15 protein-coding genes, 1 tRNA gene and 8 pseudogenes are annotated in these 17,653 nt (G+C 72.1%); 19 read left to right on the forward strand and 5 right to left on the reverse strand.

The genetic code is table 11. The features are described 5' to 3' along the window. Window positions 1-10 precede the first annotated feature (10 nt). The gene (ccsA, locus tag ACZ8AI_RS09940; protein WP_464858158.1) at window positions 11-262 is read left to right on the forward strand and encodes a cytochrome c biogenesis protein CcsA; all 252 of its coding nucleotides are present in this window, start codon (window positions 11-13) and stop codon (window positions 260-262) included. Window positions 263-643: 381 nt separating this feature from the next. Here the strand turns inward: ccsA and ACZ8AI_RS09945 are convergent, their stop codons facing one another. Continuing rightward, window positions 644-1,717: an o-succinylbenzoate synthase gene (locus ACZ8AI_RS09945; protein WP_464858092.1), complete on the reverse strand. Its 1,074-nt coding sequence runs from the start codon at window positions 1,715-1,717 to the stop codon at window positions 644-646. A gap of 579 nt (window positions 1,718-2,296) precedes the next feature. On the opposite strand from ACZ8AI_RS09945, the gene ACZ8AI_RS09950 reads away from it, so the two are divergent. The 3 genes from ACZ8AI_RS09950 to ACZ8AI_RS09960 all read left to right on the forward strand — a co-directional run bounded on the left by ACZ8AI_RS09950 (window position 2,297) and on the right by ACZ8AI_RS09960 (window position 4,076). Beyond that, the gene (locus tag ACZ8AI_RS09950) at window positions 2,297-2,752 is read left to right on the forward strand and encodes a hypothetical protein (protein WP_464858094.1); all 456 of its coding nucleotides are present in this window, start codon (window positions 2,297-2,299) and stop codon (window positions 2,750-2,752) included. A 148-nt stretch (window positions 2,753-2,900) separates the two neighbouring features. Then, the gene (locus ACZ8AI_RS09955) at window positions 2,901-3,482 is read left to right on the forward strand and encodes an enoyl-CoA hydratase-related protein (RefSeq protein ID WP_464858095.1); all 582 of its coding nucleotides are present in this window, start codon (window positions 2,901-2,903) and stop codon (window positions 3,480-3,482) included. Window positions 3,483-3,641: 159 nt separating this feature from the next. Continuing rightward, entirely contained in the window at window positions 3,642-4,076 is a 435-nt protein-coding gene (locus ACZ8AI_RS09960; protein WP_464858096.1) for a hypothetical protein, read from the forward strand. A 4-nt stretch (window positions 4,077-4,080) separates the two neighbouring features. On the opposite strand, the gene ACZ8AI_RS09965 is transcribed toward ACZ8AI_RS09960, so the two are convergent. Beyond that, window positions 4,081-4,227, reverse strand: coding sequence for a hypothetical protein (locus tag ACZ8AI_RS09965; protein WP_464858097.1), 147 nt, complete (start codon window positions 4,225-4,227; stop codon window positions 4,081-4,083). A 59-nt stretch (window positions 4,228-4,286) separates the two neighbouring features. On the opposite strand from ACZ8AI_RS09965, the gene ACZ8AI_RS09970 reads away from it, so the two are divergent. The 6 genes and pseudogenes from ACZ8AI_RS09970 to ACZ8AI_RS09995 all read left to right on the forward strand — a co-directional run bounded on the left by ACZ8AI_RS09970 (window position 4,287) and on the right by ACZ8AI_RS09995 (window position 8,183). Continuing rightward, a complete protein-coding gene (locus tag ACZ8AI_RS09970) occupies window positions 4,287-4,646 on the forward strand; it encodes an AMP-binding enzyme (protein WP_464858098.1) in 360 nt (119 codons plus the stop codon). Window positions 4,647-4,815: 169 nt separating this feature from the next. Beyond that, window positions 4,816-5,364, forward strand: a pseudogene (locus ACZ8AI_RS09975) (UbiA family prenyltransferase); the annotation flags it as partial. Window positions 5,365-5,401: 37 nt separating this feature from the next. After that, complete coding sequence (locus ACZ8AI_RS09980) at window positions 5,402-5,914, forward strand: hypothetical protein (RefSeq protein WP_464858172.1); 513 nt, start codon at window positions 5,402-5,404, stop codon at window positions 5,912-5,914. 796 nt (window positions 5,915-6,710) lie between these two features. After that, window positions 6,711-6,779 (forward strand): annotated as a pseudogene (locus ACZ8AI_RS09985) (hypothetical protein); the annotation flags it as partial. A 286-nt stretch (window positions 6,780-7,065) separates the two neighbouring features. After that, on the forward strand, window positions 7,066-7,566 hold the full coding sequence (locus ACZ8AI_RS09990) for a hypothetical protein (protein WP_464858099.1): 501 nt from the start codon (window positions 7,066-7,068) through the stop codon (window positions 7,564-7,566). After that, a complete protein-coding gene (locus ACZ8AI_RS09995; protein WP_464858100.1) occupies window positions 7,476-8,183 on the forward strand; it encodes a thiamine pyrophosphate-dependent enzyme in 708 nt (235 codons plus the stop codon). Before ACZ8AI_RS09990 ends, ACZ8AI_RS09995 begins: the two co-directional genes overlap by 91 nt. Before the next feature lie 139 nt (window positions 8,184-8,322). Here the strand turns inward: ACZ8AI_RS09995 and ACZ8AI_RS10000 are convergent, their stop codons facing one another. Then, a complete protein-coding gene (locus ACZ8AI_RS10000) occupies window positions 8,323-9,150 on the reverse strand; it encodes an isochorismate synthase (RefSeq protein WP_464858101.1) in 828 nt (275 codons plus the stop codon). A 524-nt stretch (window positions 9,151-9,674) separates the two neighbouring features. On the opposite strand from ACZ8AI_RS10000, the gene ACZ8AI_RS10005 reads away from it, so the two are divergent. The 7 genes and pseudogenes from ACZ8AI_RS10005 (at window position 9,675) to ACZ8AI_RS10035 (ending at window position 14,359) form a co-directional block, all read left to right on the forward strand. Continuing rightward, window positions 9,675-9,935, forward strand: coding sequence for a class I SAM-dependent methyltransferase (locus ACZ8AI_RS10005; RefSeq protein WP_464858102.1), 261 nt, complete (start codon window positions 9,675-9,677; stop codon window positions 9,933-9,935). A gap of 60 nt (window positions 9,936-9,995) precedes the next feature. Next, window positions 9,996-10,100, forward strand: a pseudogene (locus tag ACZ8AI_RS10010) (class I SAM-dependent methyltransferase); the annotation flags it as partial. Further along, window positions 10,078-10,296: pseudogene (locus ACZ8AI_RS10015) on the forward strand (class I SAM-dependent methyltransferase); the annotation flags it as partial. The pseudogenes ACZ8AI_RS10010 and ACZ8AI_RS10015, both read left to right, overlap by 23 nt. A gap of 76 nt (window positions 10,297-10,372) precedes the next feature. Continuing rightward, a complete protein-coding gene (locus ACZ8AI_RS10020) occupies window positions 10,373-10,564 on the forward strand; it encodes a hypothetical protein (RefSeq protein WP_464858103.1) in 192 nt (63 codons plus the stop codon). Window positions 10,565-10,594: 30 nt separating this feature from the next. After that, complete coding sequence (locus ACZ8AI_RS10025) at window positions 10,595-11,488, forward strand: polyprenyl synthetase family protein (protein ID WP_464858104.1); 894 nt, start codon at window positions 10,595-10,597, stop codon at window positions 11,486-11,488. Between the two features lie 306 nt (window positions 11,489-11,794). Further along, a pseudogene (locus tag ACZ8AI_RS10030) lies at window positions 11,795-13,151 on the forward strand (FAD-dependent oxidoreductase); the annotation flags it as partial. A 1,004-nt stretch (window positions 13,152-14,155) separates the two neighbouring features. Beyond that, window positions 14,156-14,359 carry a hypothetical protein gene (locus tag ACZ8AI_RS10035; RefSeq protein WP_464858105.1) on the forward strand — a complete coding sequence of 68 codons (204 nt, stop codon included), beginning with the start codon at window positions 14,156-14,158 and terminating at the stop codon, window positions 14,357-14,359. 151 nt (window positions 14,360-14,510) lie between these two features. Here ACZ8AI_RS10035 and cls read toward each other — a convergent pair. Both cls and ACZ8AI_RS10045 read right to left on the reverse strand, forming a co-directional pair. Next, window positions 14,511-15,964, reverse strand: a pseudogene (cls, locus tag ACZ8AI_RS10040) (cardiolipin synthase). Window positions 15,965-15,980: 16 nt separating this feature from the next. Beyond that, a pseudogene (locus ACZ8AI_RS10045) lies at window positions 15,981-16,457 on the reverse strand (nucleotide-binding YajQ family protein). Between the two features lie 138 nt (window positions 16,458-16,595). Here ACZ8AI_RS10045 and ACZ8AI_RS10050 point away from each other — a divergent pair. Both ACZ8AI_RS10050 and ACZ8AI_RS10055 read left to right on the forward strand, forming a co-directional pair. Next, window positions 16,596-16,674 (forward strand) — tRNA-Tyr (locus tag ACZ8AI_RS10050). A gap of 63 nt (window positions 16,675-16,737) precedes the next feature. Further along, a pseudogene (locus ACZ8AI_RS10055) lies at window positions 16,738-17,558 on the forward strand (inositol monophosphatase family protein). Window positions 17,559-17,653: the final 95 nt, after the last annotated feature.

The following is a 17,653-nucleotide window of genomic DNA, read 5'->3' on the forward strand; positions in this document are numbered from 1 at the left end:
CTCATCGCCGGTGCGATCTGGGCCGAGCGGGCCTGGGGTCGCTACTGGGGTTGGGACACGAAAAGAGGTCTGGACCTTCATCATCTGGGTCGTCTACGCCGGGTACATCCACGCACGGGCGACGCGCGGCTGGCGCGGTGCACGGTCCTCGTGGCTGGCACTCATCGGCTTCGCTGCGGTGATGTTCAACTTCTCCGTCGTGAACGTGTTCTTCAAGGGGCTGCACAGCTACTCGGGGCTGCTGACCCCGGAGCGTCGCTGACGCGACCACGATCGTCCTGGAGGCGCGGCGCCAGCTGGCACCGCGCCTCCAGTCCTCCGGTCGCGTCTCGGGGCCGCACTCGCGTCGTTCCTGCCGCCCGCCCGCCGCCGGCCGCCCGTCGTCCGTCGTCCGTCGTCAGCGAGATCGCACTTCGTGGCGCCCGGGCCGCGGCGAGACCGTCGGAAGTGCGATCTCGGCGAACGGGAGCGGCAGGCACGTCGTGCCACCTCGCCGGCCGCCGGTGAGCGCCCGCCGCCCGTCAGATCGCACTTCGTGGCGCTCGGGCCGCGGCGAATCCGTCGGAAGTGCGATCTCGGCGAGCGGGAGCGGGAGCGGCACGTCGTGCCACCTCGCCGGCCGCCGGCGAGCGCCCGCCGCCCGTCAGATCGCACTTCGTGGCGCTCGGGCCGCGGCGAATCCGTCGGAAGTGCGATCTCGGCGAGGCGCGCAGCGCTCCGCGACGCGCGTGCCGCGCGCGACGTCAGGCGGCGAGGAGTGCGTGCACGCGCTCGAGCCACGCCACCACGCGGTGCGCTCCGGCGACGCCGCGTTCCGTTCCAGCAGCTCCCGCGACACCGCAGCGCGCTCGACCGGGATGCGTCCGGCGACCGGCAGGAGCGGCGACGCCGACACGTCCGACGCGAACATTGCGGCCGTCCCGAGCCCCGCTGCGTACCCCGGTGACATCGCGGCCGCCGCCAGGAACGCCCCCATCCCGAGCCCGACCGACGTGTCGGGCGCACTGGAGACCACGCAGGGCAGTCCGGCGTCCGCCACCACGGCGCGCGCCGCGGTGATGCCGCCGAGCGGCTGCGCCTTCACCACGAGGACGTCGGCGGCCCCGGCCCGGGCGACGGCGAGCGGGTCGGAGGCCTTCCGCACGCTCTCGTCGGCGGCGACGGGCACGTCGAGGCCCGCGATCCGGGCCCGGAGCTCGGCCAGTTCCGGCACCGTGCGGCAGGGTTGCTCGGCGTACTGCAGACCGAACGGGGCGAGGCGCTCGAGCGCCTCGGCGGCCTGGCCGACCGACCACAGCCCGTTCGCGTCGACCCGGACGGCGGCGTCGGGGCCCATCACTCGTCGGACCTCGGTGACCCGGGCGACGTCGTCGTCGATCGTCGTGCCCGGTTCGGCGACCTTCACCTTGGCGGTCGTGCACCCGGGGTAGCGGGCGAGGAGCGTGGCGACGGCGTCGGGCGCGATCGCGGGGACGGTGGCGTTCACCGGGACGGAGTCGGCGGCGGGCTCGTGCTCGGTCCACCCGAAGTCGACGGTGGCGCGGAGCCACGCAGCGGCCTCGGCGTCGTCGTACTCGACGAAGGGCGAGAACTCGGTCCAGCCCGCGGGGCCGCGGAGGACGAGGGCCTCCCGCACGGTGATGCCGCGGAACCGCACCCGCATCGGCAGGGCGACGACGTGGGCGTCGGCGAGGAGTTCGGCGAGGTCGGGGAGCACGGTCCCATCCTCCCAGCCGGTGTCCGTCCGCGACGTCCAGGGCACCTCACACTTCCTCGGAGGGTACCTGCCAGGGCAGGGCATTAGCATGCATCGGTCGGCCTCCGGTCGGCAGCAGGGTGAGGGTCGGACGAAGTCGAGGCTCGGTGGCGCGTGATCCGCAGCAGCGCACGTCGGGGCGTTCGTCGACGCCGGCGTCGCAGCGTGCCGCGCAGGCAGCGCAGCGCCCCGCCCAAGCACCGCCCCGAGCCGTGACCCCGCCTTCGCAGCGAGCCACTCCGCCGTCGCCGCGCGCCGGGGTCGCCGGCAGCGTCCCCTTTCCCCGGTCCGCAGCACCCCGCCGGTGCCGCTCGCGCCCCCGGCCGCGACACCCGACGAGTTCGCCCCGCCTCATGCAGCGCCAACACGCGACTCGACGTCCGCCAGCAGGACCAGGCGGCACGGCGGAAGCGCAACCCGGTCGTAGGCAAGATCGCCCTCGGGCTGGCGGTCGCTCTGGCCGCCGTCGACGCCAGTGCCTTCGCCAGTCTTCATGGGCAAGCGATCACCGACTTCGCGTTCGGCATCTGCTTCGTCGTCGTGTTCCTGACCCTCATCGCCGCGGTGCTCGGTTTCGTCGCCGCGGTCGGCTCGTTCGGCCGGTGGTACGGGGCGGTCGGCGTCGTGGTGGCGTTCTTCGCGAACCCGGTGATCCTCATCGTCCTGCTCGTGATCTGGCGGCGGAGCTCCTCACCGACATGGGCGGCCTGGCGACGGGCGGCTCCGGCAACTAGCCGTCCGGACCCGGCGGTAGCGTGGGGGCATGGCTTGCTCCCGTCTCCGACCTCTTCGACCCCCGACGTCTGGACCGCGGCTCCGATCGCGGAGCAGTTCACCGACATCACGTACCACAAGCACGTCTCGCAGGGCATCGTCCGGGTCGCGTTCGACCGTCCCGAGGTCCGCAACGCCTTTTCGCCCGCGCACCGTCGACGAGCTCTACCTGGCCCTCGACGACGCCCGTCAAGGACCCGCGCGTCGGCGTCGTCCTGCTGACCGGCAACGGCCCGAGCCCGAAGGACGGCGGCTGGGCGTTCTGCTCCGGCGGCGACCAGCGGATCCGCGGTCGGAGCGGCTACCAGTACGTCGGCGACGAAGGTACTCCACCCGAGGGGGTCGACCCGCGGCCGCGGCGCAGGCGTCGATGGGCCGGCTGCACATCCTCGAGGTCCAGCGCCTCATCCGGATGATGCCGAAGGTCGTCATCGCGGTCGTCCCGGGGTGGGCGGCCGGCGGCGGACACTCCCTGCACGCGATCTGCGACCGCCTGACGATCGCCAGCGCCGAGCACGGGAAGTTCAAGCAGACCGATGCCGACGTGGGGGCTCGTTCGACGGCGGGTACGGCAGCGCCTACCACGCGAAGCAGATCGGCCAGAAGCTCGCGCGCGAGGTCTTCTTCCTCGCCGAGGGAGTACCCGGCGCAGCGCGCGTACGAGATGGGCGCCGTCAACAAGGTGGTGCCGCACGAGGACCTCGAGCGCGAGGCGATCCGCTGGGGCGAGGTCGTCCTCGGCAAGCTCGCCGACGGCTATCCGGATGCTCAAGTACGCCTTCAACGCGGTCGACGGCCGGCCTGGTCGGCCAGCAGGTCTTCGCGGGCGAGGCCACCCGTCTGGCCTACGGCACGGACGAGGCCGTCGAGGGTCAAGCGTCCTTCCTCGAGAAGCGGAAGCCCGAGTGGACCGCGTTCCCTGGCACTACTGATGGCCGGATCCGACCGATGACGCGTCCGCTGGTCACCCCGGGTGCGTCCGACCCGGTGAGCGTGCTGCGCGGCCTGGAGGCGGTACTCGCCGGCGGCCCACGTACTGCTCCCCGTCGCCGAGGACGCCCCGGCGCTGCCGACACCGGCTCCGGCCGACGTCCCGCAGCGGGTCGCCCTGGTGGTCGAGACGAGCGGCTCCACGGGGACGGGCAAGCGGGTGGCGCTCTCGTCGGACGCGCTCCTCGCCGGCGCCGCTGCCGCGGACGCGGCGCTCGGCGGACCTGGCGCGTGGGTGCTGGCGCTGCCGACGCACTACATCGCGGGCCTCAACGTCCTGACCCGGTCGATCGCCGCGGGGACGACGCCCGCCGTTGTGGCACCGGGGCACTTCGACGCTGCGGCGTTCGCGGACGCCGCGGACCGGGTCGACACGGGGCCCGCGGCCCTCGCGGCGGTACACCTCGCTCGGTGTGCCGGTGCAGCTCGCCCGCGTGCTCGACGACACCCTGTGCGACCGAGGCGCTCGCGTCCTTCGACGCCGTCCTGGTCGGCGGTCAGGCCACGCCCGCGCCCCTCCGCGACCGAGCCCGTGCGGCCGGGGTCCGGGTGGTGACCACCTACGGCGCGAGCGAGACGAGCGGCGGCTGCGTGTACGACGGCGTGCCCTTCGGCACCGTCCGGACCACGGTCGTCGACGGCGAACTGTGGCTGCACGGGCCGATGCTCGCCGAGGGGTACCTCGGCGACGACGTCCGTACGGCCACGACCTTCGTCGAGCGGGACGGCTCTCGCTGGTACCGCACGGGCGATGCCGCGACGGTCGATGACCGTGTGCAAGTGCTCGGCCGCCTCGACGACGTCGTCATCTCCGGCGGGGTGGAGGTCCCGCTGGGGCTCGTCGAACGGCTCGTCCAAGAACTCCCCGGGCAGGACGCCGCCGTGGTCACCCGGCGTGCGTCGGGGGTGGGGCGAGGTGCCGGTCGTCGTGACGGCACGACCGCTCGACCTCGACCGCGTCCGGGAGCACGTCGGAGCGGCCCTCGGTCGCGCGGCCCGTCCCGCCGCTGTCGTCCTCGTGGACGCGCTGCCGATGCTCGCGTCCGGCAAGCCGACCGGCGGGCGATCCAGGCGCTCGCAGCGACTCCGTAGGCCCGGGGCCGTGCTGCTGCCGACCGGCGAATAGGATGAGCGGTCGTTGGCACAGAACGAAGAACTCGACGCAGTCCAAGCGCCGCTCCGGCAACCCGGCGAAGGCCGCGGCGCCCGCGCCGCACGAAGCGCACGGCGACCGCCCGCGACTGGATCGGTGGCGCACGCTCCGCACCCTGACGCTCGGCGTCGTGCCCGTCGTGATGGGCCCGACGGTCGGCTTCGTGGACAGCGGTGAGCCGGGCGACTTCGGCGCGTACCTGGCGAATGATCGAGCACGTCGTCATCGCGGTCCTGGCGCTGCTCGTGGCGCTGTTCCTGCAGATCGGCGTGAACTACAGCAACGACTACTCCGACGGCGTCCGCGGGACCGACGAGTTCCGCGTCGGCCCGGCCCGGCTGACCGGCGCCGGACTCGCGAAGCCCCGCACCGTGCTGACGGTCGCGCTGACGTTCTTCGGGCTCCCGCCGTCGCGGGGATCGCGATCGTCGTGCTCACCCAGCTGTGGTGGCTGCTCCTCGTCGGCGCGGCCGCGATCGTCGCCGCGTGGTTCTACACCGGCGGCAAGAAGCCCTACGGCTACAACGCCCTCGGCGAGGTCTTCGTCTTCGTCTTCTTCGGCCTCGTCGCGGTGCTCGGCGCACGTGTACGTGCTCAATCCACGTCGACGACGAGCGGTTGGGCGGCCGCCGTCGCCGCCGGCTTCTTCGCCTGCGCGGTCCTGATGGTGAACAACATCCGCGACATCGACGAGGACCGGCTCGCCGGCAAGCGCACTGCTCGCCGTCGTGGCTTCGAGACGGCCCGTCGCCCGGGTGCTGTACGGGCTGTTCCTGATGCTGCCGTACGTGGTGCTGCTCTGGTTCGTGCTGCTCTACTTCCGCACCGGCTTCACGTACTTCTCGCTGCTGCTGGCCCTGCCGGCACTGGGCGATCGGGGTGTCGTCGCGGAAGCCGCGCGAGCTCATCACGGCGCTTGGCCAGCTGTCGTCGTTCGCGTCGCTCGTGTTCGGCGTCGTGCTCGGGATCACGCTGGCGATCCAGCCGTAGTCCCCGGCTGGCGCCACGGACCAGCCCTGGTCGGGCTCGAAGTCCTGGTCGTGCTCGCGACGGGCGGCATGCCGGTCGGCGTCGGAGATCGGACGGGCGACGGGGGCGTCGGAGTCGGCGGTGTCGACGAAGTCGTCCTCGAAGTCGGAGTCCGCGTCGCGCTCGGGCTTGCCGCGGCGGTTCGCCAGGCTCGTCGTCGCCTGCTCGCGCAGCTTTCCCGAGCGCGATGTACGACACGAGCAGGCCGATGAGGGCGCCGATGATCACGGCCCAGTACCAGGGCAACGGGGTCAGGAGGAGCAGCGCCTGCCGGCCGCGGGCGAAGATGCCGAGACGGGCCAGGGTGTAGACGAGCCCGCTTTCACCCGGCAAGTCTACGGAAGCGCAGGCCGCTGGGAGCGCAGGCAGGGGAGGACCCCACAGGCTCGCGACGTAGTGTCGTCGCCATGGTCCGACTGTGGTTGATCGTCGTCGTGGCCGCCGTGGCCGTCCACGGTGTACGCGGTGATCGACTGCGCCACCATGCCCCGCCAGCGGATCCGCTCCCTGCGACGCGGCGTCTGGATCCTCCTCGGTGATCGTCCTGCCCGTGCTCGGCGCCGTGCTCTGGTTCCTGCTCGGTCGTGCTCCCGCGACCCGAACCCGGCGGCGGGTCCGGGTACCGTGGACCCGAAGATGACCCCGAGGACTTCCCTCGGCGGCCCATCGGGCTCCCGAGCGGCACCGCACGGACAAGGACCAGGATGTACGAGACCCTCAAGAGACCTCGAGCAGCAGTTCCGAGACCGCGAACGGGACCGCCGCCGCGAACGAGACCAGCGTGGCGAGCGGGACCAGCGCCCCGACGACGGCCGCACCGATCGCTGACGGCCCTGCGGGGTCCGGCAGCCCGGCGACCGACTTCGCCCTGGCGCGCCTGACCGAACTGGCCCGCGCCGGTGTCACCGACGTGGTCGTGAGCCCGGGTCCACGGTCGCAGGCCCTCGCCCTCGCCGCTGCGGCCCTCGAGCGCGCCGGCGGCATCAGCGTCACGTCCGCCTCGACGAACTGACCGCGGGCTTCCACGCGCTCGGCCTCGCGGTCGAGTCCGGCCGGCCCGCCGCGGTCGTGACCACGTCCGGCACCGCCGTGGCGAACCTGCACCCCGCCGTGCTCGAGGCGCACCACTCCGGCGTCCTTGAGGATGATCGTCGTCAGCGCCGACCGGCCCGACGGCTCCGCGGTATCGGCAGCAACCAGACCACCGTCCAGCCCGGCATCTTCGGCGCGGCCGTCGACTTCGTGCGCGACGTCGAGGCGCCCTCCGTGCACGGTGTCGAACGCGAGCATCGGTCGATACGGTCCGGACCCTCGTCCGCCAGGCCGTCGCCGCCGCCGGGCACCAGGGCTGGTGCCCGGCCCGGTGCAGCTCAACGTGGCGTTCCGCGAACCGCTCTCCGCCGGACTCCGCGACGAGGACGTCCACGCGATCCCCGACGACGAGGTCGACCTCGCGTTCGCCACACGCCGCGTGCACTCGGGACTGCCGGTGATCGAGCTCGCGCCGGACGACGAGGCCGCGACGGTCGTCATCGCCGGGCACGACGCCGGTGCCGACGCCGAGCGCATCGCCTGGGGCTCGGCGCGCCGCTCATCGCCGAGGGTGTCGAGCGGTGCCCGCTTCGAGGAGCGGAACCTCGTCGTCACCTACCGCGAGCCCTTCCTCCGTGACCCGGCCTTCGGCGGCGTGGTCCGCCGCCGTCGTGCTCGGCCACTCCGACGCTCAGCCGCGAGGTCCCCGCGCTCCTGCAGCGCGACGACGTCGAGACGATCGTGGTCCGCTCACCGGCGGCCGACCTGTTCGACCCGGCCCGCGCCTCCCGGCCCGACGCCCCGACCACCTTCGTGTCCGACGTCCGCGTGACGGGCCGCACCTCGATCGGCCGGAACACCGGGCGGGGTGGGGCGTTGGGTGGCGGCGGCCGCGCGCTCCTCGGGGACGGCGACGCCGGACCGGACCTCGACGCTGAAGCTGTCCGAGGACCGCGCCGAGCGCAACAAGTTCCTCCGGCGACGAGGTCGCCCCTCTCGCCGCCGTCCTCGTCGACCGCACCATGCTCGCCGGACGCGGTGTGGGGCGCGATCCTAGCCAGCACGACCGGCTCGTGCTCGGGGCGTCGCAGATCATCCGCGTCGCCGACGGCCACGTCGCCGGCAAGGCGATCCGGGTGCACGCCAACTGGGCTCGCCGAAATCGACGGCACCGTCTCGACCGCACTCGGCATCGCGGGCGGCGCTCGAGCGGTCGTCGGCCTCGGTGGGGACGACCCGGGTGCTGCTCGGCGACCTCACCCTGCTGCGACTACGTCGGCGCGTTCGTCACCGGCACCGAGGAGCCGCACCACCGCGCAGGTCATCGTCGGCAACGACGCCGGGGGAGCGATCTTCCGTGGCTTCGAGGTCGCCGCGACCACCCCCCAGGCGGACATGCGACGGATGATGACGACGCCGCGCAGCACGTCGACGTCGAGCGCGTGGTGACCGGCCTCGGGGTGGGAGTACCGGCGTGCCGCGACGGTGGGCGACCTGGAGCAGGTGCTCACGGACCCCGCCGAGCGGCTCGTCATCGAGGTCCTGCTGGCCGAGTGAGCCGGGCGCACCGATCAGGCGAGTGCGTCCGTCATCCGACGGAACCCGAGAGCACAATCTCGGTGACCTCGCGGTCGGGATCGGACCCCGCCACGATCCCGGCGCCCGCCCAGGCCCTGAGGGCCCCGTCCTCGATCTGCGCGCTGCCCGGAGCGCGAGCATCCACTCGCCGTCGCCGGTCGCCGCCGAGCCAGGCCGACCGGCCCGGCGTAGCCGACCGCGGTCCGCTGCCCTCAGAGCTCGGCGACGAAGCCGGACCGCGACGTCCGTCGGGGAAAGCCGGCGACCGCGCGGCCGTCGGGTGCAGCACGTCCGCGACGTCGAGGGCGAGGTCGTCCCGATGGAGCAGCGCGTCGCCTGCACGTCGGTCGCGAGGCGTGCCACAGGTTCGGCAGCTGCAGCCGAACGGCTCCTGGTCGGCGCGGAGGTCCGTGGCGATCGGGCGGAGTGCGGCGAGGAGGCTGGTCGATCGCGAACGCGTGTGCTCGCCGACGTCCTTCGCGCTGGCCGCCAGGTCTTCGGCGGCGGCACGGTCGGACACCGCGTCCGTGCCGCGGCCGCGCTTGCCGGCGAGCACCCGGGCGGAGAGCCTCGTGCCGTCGGTGCGGGCGAGGGTCTCCGGCAGGTGGCGCCGACCAGTCCGTCGACCGCGAAGGTGACGCACTGCGGGTAGGCGGCGGCGAGGTCGAGCAGCAGCGCCCGGTGGTCCGCGCCAGGTGGGAGCTGCCCTCATCGAGGTCGCGTGCGAGGTTGACCTTCTCAGCGTCCCCGGCGGCAGGGATCCGGCGGACGGCGTCGGCGCACGCGCGGCGTAGGCCTCGGGGCCGATCCGGCCGGGGGTGAGCTGCGTTTTCGCCACGGTGCTCCGCCGACGCGGGGGACTCGGCGCCGTACGGGCTAGCACCATGAGGGTCGAATCCAGCGTGGTGTCGACCGCGGTCAGCCCGCCTTGGCCACGACGCCGACCGATCACGACGCGGCGGCATCGATCAGGACGCTCGTCTCGGCGGAGTCGTCGGCGAACGTGAAGGCCCCGAACGCGACCAGGCCGGTCCCGCGGAGCTGTACCGGGTCGTCCACCACCGCGTCCTGCACGAAGGCGTGTCGCCAGACCGCCAGATGCCTCGCGCATCCGTTTCCGGGCCGCTGAAGGTGAAGCGGGCGCCTCGCCGATCCCGACGATGTCGTCGCCGTTCCGGACGAACGCGAGCGGGCTGTCCCGGAGGGTGTGGCAGAGGACGGCGCCCGGGTCGTCGAGGATCGGGTCGAGACCGTCAGCGGTGGGGCCGCCGTGGTGGTTCGGGTCACGGTCCGATCGTACGCGTCGGGCGATCCGACGACGGACCGGGGAACGCTCGGCCGGGACCTCCCAGGATGTTGTGGGTGAGCAGAGCGGACCTGAACAAGCGGCCGGACGAGGTGGCGGCCATGTTCGACGACGTCGCCGCGAAGTACGACCTCACGAACGACATCCTCTCCGCGGGCAACGCCCCGCTGTGGCGTGTCCTACGGTCCGCGCGCGGTCGACCCCCAGCCGGGCGAGGCGCATGCTCGACATCGCCGCCGGCACCGGTGACGAGCGCCGCGGCCTTCTACAAGAAGGGTGCAGAGGTCACCGCACTCGACCTGCTCGGCGTGGCATGATCGCCGTCGGCCGCGAGCGTCACCCTGGAGATCACCTTCGTCGAGGGCGACGCCGAGCACCTGCCCTTCGACGACGACTCCTTCGACGCCGTCTCGATCTCGTTCGGCCTGCGCAACGTCAACGACCCGATGCAGGCCCTCGGTGAGATGCTCCGCGTCCTCAAGCCCGGCGGCCGCGTCGTCATCTGCGAGTTCTCCACGCCCCCGCTCGCACTCCTGCGCTTCGGCTACGGCGCCTCACCTCAAGCGCGTCCTGCCCGGTGTCGCACGCCTGTCGTCGAGCAACCCGGCCGCCTACCGCTACCTGGCCGAGTCGATCGAGGCCTGGCCCGAGCAGCAGGTGCTGAGCCAGTGGCTCCGGGGCGTCGGGTTCACGATGGTGGCCTACCGGAACCTCACCGCGGGCATCGTCGCGCTGCAACTGCGGGCGGAAGCCCGTGGCCGAGCCGGTGCGCGAGTCCGTCGCCCGCCGCGCGAAGGCCCGTCGTGCGCACCAGCACACCGGCGAGCAGCCCAGCGTCGAGCAGCCCGGCGTCGAGCAGGCCGACGTCGACCAGCCCGACGTCGACCAGTCCGACGTCGACCAGACCGGCCCCGCCCGGCCCGGTGCCGAACCCACCGCCGGCTGACCGGTCCACCCCCGAACCACGGAGCAGCACTTGAACCCGAGCGTCCCGGTCGCACGTCGCCCGCACCGAGTCTCCCGCGCATCGTTGGGCATCGGCGAGCGCCTGTTCGCGAACCCCGGCGGAGCGTCCGGTTCATCTCGGCCGCTCGACGACGGGCTCGGGCGCTCGTCGAGCAGGGCCTCGAAGAAGCGATGCGCTCCACCGACACCCTCGCCGACACGACGAGCCGGTACCTGCTCTCCGCGGAGCGGCCAGCGGATCCGTCCGACGCTGACCCTCCTCATCGCACAGCTCGGCGACGGCGTGCAGACCGACGCGGTCGTGAAGGCCGCGGTCAGCATCGAGACCACCCACCTGGCGCTGCTGTACCACGACGACGTCATGGACGAGGCCCCGGTGCGCCGCGGGGTCCCGGCAGCGCACGTGACGTACGGCAACAACGTCGCGATCCTCACCGGCGACCTGCTCTTCGCTCGGGCCAGCCTGATCACGGCCGACCTCGGCACCGAGGGCATCCGGACGTGCAGGCCGAGACCTTCCAGCGCCTCTGCATGGGCCAGCTCCACGAGACGACGGGCCCCCAGCCCGAGGACGACCCGGTCGAGCACTACATCCAGGTGCTCAGCGACAAGACGAGGTCGCTTCATCGCGACCGCCGCCCGCGCCGGCGTGATGTTCTCGGGTGCCGACCGGTCGTACCTCGACGCAGTCGGCACGTTCGGCGAGAAGGTCGGCGTGGCCTTCCAGCTCGTCGACGACGTCATCGACCTCGCGCCGGCCAAGGGGCGGCGAAGACCCCGGCAAGATCGCCGGCAACGACCTGCGCGCCGGCGTCGACACGCTGCCGCTGCTCCAGCTGCGCCGCCTGGCGCAGGCGACGGGAGCGCCGGACGCCGTCGCGCTCCTCGAACGGATCGAGCGTGACGTGAACGCGGCACCGGACGACGTGGTCGACTCCGGGCGCCGTACCAGTCCCGCGGTCGCCGCACTCCGCGAGCACGAGGCCACCTCCGCCACCCGGGCCGTCGCGGTCCGCTGGGCGACGGAAGCCGGTCGACGCGCTCGCACCGCTCCCCGACGGGACGGTGAAGCGGGCGTTGATCCGGTTCGCCGAGTCGGTCGTGGAACGCAGCCGCTGACACGGACCGCCCCGAGCGACGGACCGACCAACTCGCCCCAGCGACACAGCCCATCGGGAGCACCCCGCCCGAACGAAACTGGAGACGATCAGTGCCCACCCTCCGAGTCGCCATCGTCGGCGCCGGCCCCGCCGGCATCTACGCCGCGGACATCCTGCTGCGCGAGGCCCACGGCCACGACGTGTCGATCGACCTGTTCGAGCAGCTCCCCGCCCCCTACGGCCTGGTGGTGTACGGCGTCGCGCCGGACCACCCCCGGATCAAGGGCATCGTCAACGCCCTGCGGGACGTGCTCGACCGGGGGGTCGTCCGGTTGTTCGGCAACGTCCGCTTCGGCGAGGACATCACCCTCGACGACCTCCGCAAGCACTACCACGCGGTCGTGTTCTCCACCGGAGCGATCAGCGAGGACGCCGACCTCGACGTGCCGGGTGTCGAGCTCGAGGGCTCCTACGGTGCCGGCCGAGTTCGTCAGCTGGTTCGACGGCCACCCGGACGTCCCCGCACCTGGCCGCTCGAGGCCTCGAAGGCGTCGCCGTGATCGGCAACGGCAACGTCGCCCTCGACGTCTCACGCATCCTCGCGAAGCACGCCGACGACCTCCTGCCGACCGAGATCCCGGCGAACGTCTACGAGGGGCTCAAGGCCTCCCCGGTGACCGACGTGCACGTGTTCGGCCGTCGCGGCCCCGCGCAGGTGAAGTTCACACCGCTCAGCTGCGCGAGCTCGGCGAGCTGCGCGACGTCGACATGGTCGTCTACGACGAGGACTTCGACCACGACGAGGCCTCGAAGAACGCCATCGCGACGAACAAGCAGGTCATGGTGATGAACCGCGTGCTCGAGCAGTGGCGCACCCGTGAGACCGGGCAGGCCAGCCGCCGCCTGCACCTGCACTTCTACGCGAAGCCCCTCGAGTTCGTCGGCGAGGACGGCAAGCTCACCGCCATCCGCTACGAGCGCACCCGTCCGAACGGGCAGGGTGGCGTCGAGGGCACCGGCGAGGTCCGCGAGATCCCGATCCAGGCCGCCTACCGCGCGGTCGGCTACTTCGGCTCGCCGCTGCCGGGAGTGCCGTTCGACGAGCGCCACGGGGTCATCCCGAACCACGAGGGCCAGGTCCTCGACGACGACAACCAGCAGATCCCGGGCGTCTACGCCACCGGGTGGATCAAGCGCGGGCCGGTCGGACTCATCGGGCACACCAAGTCCGACGCGATGGAGACCGTGCAGCACATCGTCAACGACCAGGCGAGCTGGTGGACGCCGGAGGACCCGTCCGAGGGTGCGGTCCCGGCGCTGCTGGCCGCGCGCGGCGTCGAGGTACACACCGACCTCGACGGCTGGCACAACCTCGACGCGCACGAGCTCGCGCTCGGCGAGGCCGAGGGTCGCGAGCGCATCAAGGTGGTGCCGCGTGACGAGATGGTCGAGGTGTCGCTCGGCCGCACCGCCGACGCCCGCACCGCCGACGCACACCGCCGAGCGCACCTGGCTTCGAGCACCGAGCCGACCGCCATGTCGACCGCACGCCCCGCACCGCCCACCGCGCTGCGGGGCGTGTCCGTCTCGGTGCCCGTCTGCAAGTCGACGTCGCGCGGGCACGGCGCTCCTCGGCATGATGGCGACGCCGTGGGCGGCATCGCCGACGAGGTCGACTGGTCCGACCCGACGACCTGGGCCGCCGTGGCCCGCTACGGTCGTTCCTCGTCGCTGTTCGCTGTGCTCGCTGGCGTCTCGATCGGGCTGACGAGCGGCCGGACCGCGCCGCCCGGGCCGCCGACGATCGGCGGGGTCCGCGCGCGGCTCGCGATCCGCGCGGCGGTCGTGGTCGCGATCGGCCTGCTCCTGATGGCTGCAGACCCCCGTGTACGTGATCCTGCCGACGTACGGAGCCCTCTTCCTGCTGGCCGTCCCCGTCCTGCGGGTCCGGGCCGGATGGCTGCTCGTGCTGGCGGCGGCGTGCGCGGTGGCCTCGCCGGTCGTCGCGCTGAGCATCGTGCCGCTCTACGCGGACGCCGGCATGTGGGAGGTCCAGCTCGGCCTGGTCTACCCCGTGGTCACCTTCCTGGCGTACGTCCTGGTCGGGCTCGCGGTCGTCCGTGCGGGCCTGGAGGAACGTGGCCGCCAGGTCGCGCTCCTCGCGTCCGGCGCCGTGGTCGCCACGGCCGCCTACGTGGTCGAACGTGCTCGCCCCGGTGCCCGTCGACGCCGTCCAGGCCTTCCCCGGGGTGCCGTACGCCGGGCAGAGCAGTACGCCGGCGGCGGCTTCGCGCAGCTCTTCCTGTCGCCGCGTGACCACTCGTCGTCGGTCGTCGACGTCGTCGGGACGGCGGGTGTCGCCGTCGCGGTGATCGCCCTGTGCACCCTGCTGTTCGACGGACACGAGAGGCGGGGCGCGGGCGGTCGCCTGGCCGGGCGCATCGCCTTCCCGCTCGCCGCGGTCGGAGTCGATGCCGCTCACGGTCGCGGGGGCACCTCGTCGTGCTGGCGATGCTGCGGGGTACGGACTCCGGGGTGCGGCGTGGGCGTGGTTCGCCGTCGGGTCGGTGCTGTTCGCGATGGTGTGGCGGACGGCCCTGGGTCGCGGTCCCCCTCGAACGCCTGACCGCGACGCTGAGCGGACTCGTCCCGCTGCGTTGACCCGGCTGCGCTGACCCGATGGCGCTGACCCGTCGGCGCTGACCCGTCGGCGCTGACCCGTCGGCACGAACGCGCGACACCGTCGACGTCGTCCGGCGAGCGCCTGGTCACCGCACGTCGACGCGCGACGCCTGTCGGAGCCGGGCCGCGCCTCCTGGCTGTCCGCTACTGCGCGCCGCCGGTGAGCCGCGCGACGTTGTCGAGCACCTGGGACCGGCGCGGGCGACCGAGCCACGAGTCCAGCCGCAGCTCGAAGCTGTTCTCGCTGTAGGCGTCCTGGACCTCGCGCAGGGCGTCGACGAACCGCTTGCCACGGACCATCACCGAGACCTCGGGGTTGAGGCTGAAGGACCGCATGTCCATGTTGCTCGACCCGATCACGGACACCTCGTCGTCGATCGTGAAGTGCTTCGCGTGCAGGATCGTCGGCGCCCGGTAGAGGCAGATCTTGACGCCGGCCCGCAGCAGGCCCTCGTAGTAGGAGCGCTGGGCGTGCCAGGTCATCGCGTGGTCGCCCATCTCGCCGACGAACAGCTCGACCTCGACCCCGCGCTGTGCCGTGGTCGTGATCGCGTAGAGCATCGAGTCGTCCGGCACGAAGTACGGCGACGTGATCGACACCTTTTTCTGCGCCGAGTAGAGCAGCGCGTTGAAGAGGCGCAGGTTGTTCTCGCCGTCGAAGCCGGGGCCGGACGGGACCACCTGGTCCAGGGCGTCACCGCGGTCGGCACGCTGCCTGAGGTCGCTCTCGCGCAGCAGCAGCTCGTCGGTCTCGCTGTACCAGTCGGTCACGAACAGGGCGTTGAGGCCGGCGACGACCAGACCCTCGAACTGGGCGAACAGGTCCTTGTAGACCATGCCCTTGTCGATGTGCGACTGCAGGTCGTAGGAGCTGTCGATCAGGTTCTGCGACCCGGTGAAGGCCACCGAGCCGTCGATGACCATGATCTTCCGGTGGTTGCGGAGGTCGGGGCGCTGGAACTTCCCCTGCAACGGCAGGAGCGGCAGCATGAGGTGCCACTCGATGCCGGCGCGGTCCATGAACGCCAGCGTCTCCTTGTAGCCGGGGTACCCGCAGCTGGCCAGGTAGTCGAGCAGGAACCGCACCGACACCCCGCGTGCCTGGGCACGGGCGAGGGCGTCGAAGAACGGGCGGGTGGTGTCGTCGATCGTCGCGATGTAGAACTCGACGTGCACGAACCGCCGGGACTGGTCGATCGCACGGGTCATCTCGGCGATGGACTCCTCGTAGTCCAGGTAGAGCTCGGCGGAGTTGCCGCCGACGAGGGCATCGCGCAACTCGCGGTTCAGCGTCGTGATGCTCTCGAGCCACAGCGGCCACGGGTGGTCCTGGCGGACCGCTCGATGCCCTCGGTCTGCTCGAGGATGTAGGCGTTGATCTCGGTCTGCTTCTCACGCCGGGCATGCGGGAGCTTCGTCGACCCGATGATGAGGAAGACGATGAACCCGACGTAGGGGATGAGGAAGATCGCGAGCAACCAGGCCGTCGCGGTCTGCGGCTTCCGGTTGATCGGGACGTAGATGATCGAGAAGACGCGGATCGCCAGGTCCAGCAGGACGAGCAGGACGACGATCGCGACGTTGAGCCAGTGCTCCAAGGCGGCGGGCGGCGCGTCAGCGGAAGTTGATGAACTGGGTGGCGTCAGAACTCTTCACCTTGAGAACCTGGATCGTGTTCTGCAGGTCGTCGCGGCTCTTCGAGGGCGAACTCGTCGCCCTGGATCTGGCTCTTCACGGTCTTCGGCACCATTCGCGCAGGAAGCGCCGATCTTCTTCGCGACGTCCTGCTCGACGATGCCGTTCTTGAACTTCACCTCGATGCGGTACTCCTTGCCCGACGGGTACGGGTCGCCCGCGTCCAGGCTCTTCAGCGAGATGTTCCGCTTGATCGCCTTGCTCTGGAGCACGTCGAGGACGGCCTTGGCGCGCTCCTCGGAGTTCGCCTTGATGAGGACGTCCTCGCGGAACGACCGAGGCGTCGGCGCCCTTGAAGTCGTACCGCTGCTCGATCTCCTTGGCCGCTTGGTTGAGGGCGTTCTCCGCCTCCATCTTGTCGACCTTGCTGACCACGTCGAGGGAACTGTCTGCCATGCCGGACAGCCTAACGGCGGACAGGAGGCGCGGTTCGGGTCCCGCAGGTCGGCCCACCGTGGTCACGAGCACCGTCTCCGATCGGCTATGCTTTCATGCGCGCCTTCGGTTGGTGACCACGGGCCGGGTGCGCGTAGCCAAGTTACCCAAGCGGCCAAGGGATCTGACTGTAAATCAGCCGGCGTAGCCTTCGGGGGTTCGAATCCCTCACTTGCCACGTGATCGACGAAAGCCCCGTCCTCGGACTGGAGGCTTTCGTCGTTCCTGGCAGGATCGGTGGATGACCTCCGCGCTCACCCCGTCCCAGTACGCCGACCTCGCCGAGTCGATCGCCCGCGAGGCCGCCGACCTCGCCGCACGCCGTCGAGCCGAGGGGGTCGAGGTCGCCGACCAGGAGTCGAGCATCGCCGACGTGGTCACCGCGGCCGACCGTGAGGTCGAGGCCCTCATCCGTGCCCGCATCGCCGAGGCCCGACCGGACGACGCGTTCTTCGGCGAGGAGTCCGGCACCGAAACCGGCACGTCGGGCACCACCTGGTGGTCGATCCCATCGACGGCACCGTCAACTACCTCTACGGTAGCCCGGACTACGGCGTCGGCATCGGGGTCGTCCGCGGGGCGGCCGACCCGGCGACCTGGGAGCCGGTCGCCGGCGTCGTCGTCGCTCCGGCGACCGGCGTCGTCCACCGTGCGGTCACGGGGCAGGGTGCGACGCGGGACGGCGTGACGCTCGAGGTCAGCGCCCCCGCGTCCCTCGCCGAGACCCTCGTCGCCACCGACTTCGGGTACACCGCCGACCGCCGCCGGGAGCAGGTCGCGGTGCTGGCCGGGCTGATCGGCGAGGTCGGGACATCCGCCGCGGGGGAGCGGCGTCGCTCGACTGCTGCGCGGTCGGAGCCAGTACCGTCGACGCCTACTACGAGCGGGGATCAACCCGTGGGACATGGCCGCCGGGTCGATCGTCGCGCGGGAAGCTGGCGCCGAGATCCGCGTCTGGGACGCCGGCAGGACGCGGTCCGCTTCCTGTTCGCGAGCCCCGCCGTCGTCGACGAGCTGGCCGCTCTGCTGCGGCGGCTCGAGGGCCCCGTCCTCGCGCGCTGAGCCGCACGTCCCTCGCTCTGGGGGACCCCTGTGGTCATGACCAGGACGAAACCGCTGGGCGCTTTTTTACCGTTCTCCCGGTGTTCGTGTCACCT

Source organism: Curtobacterium sp. AC273 (assembly GCF_979253735.1).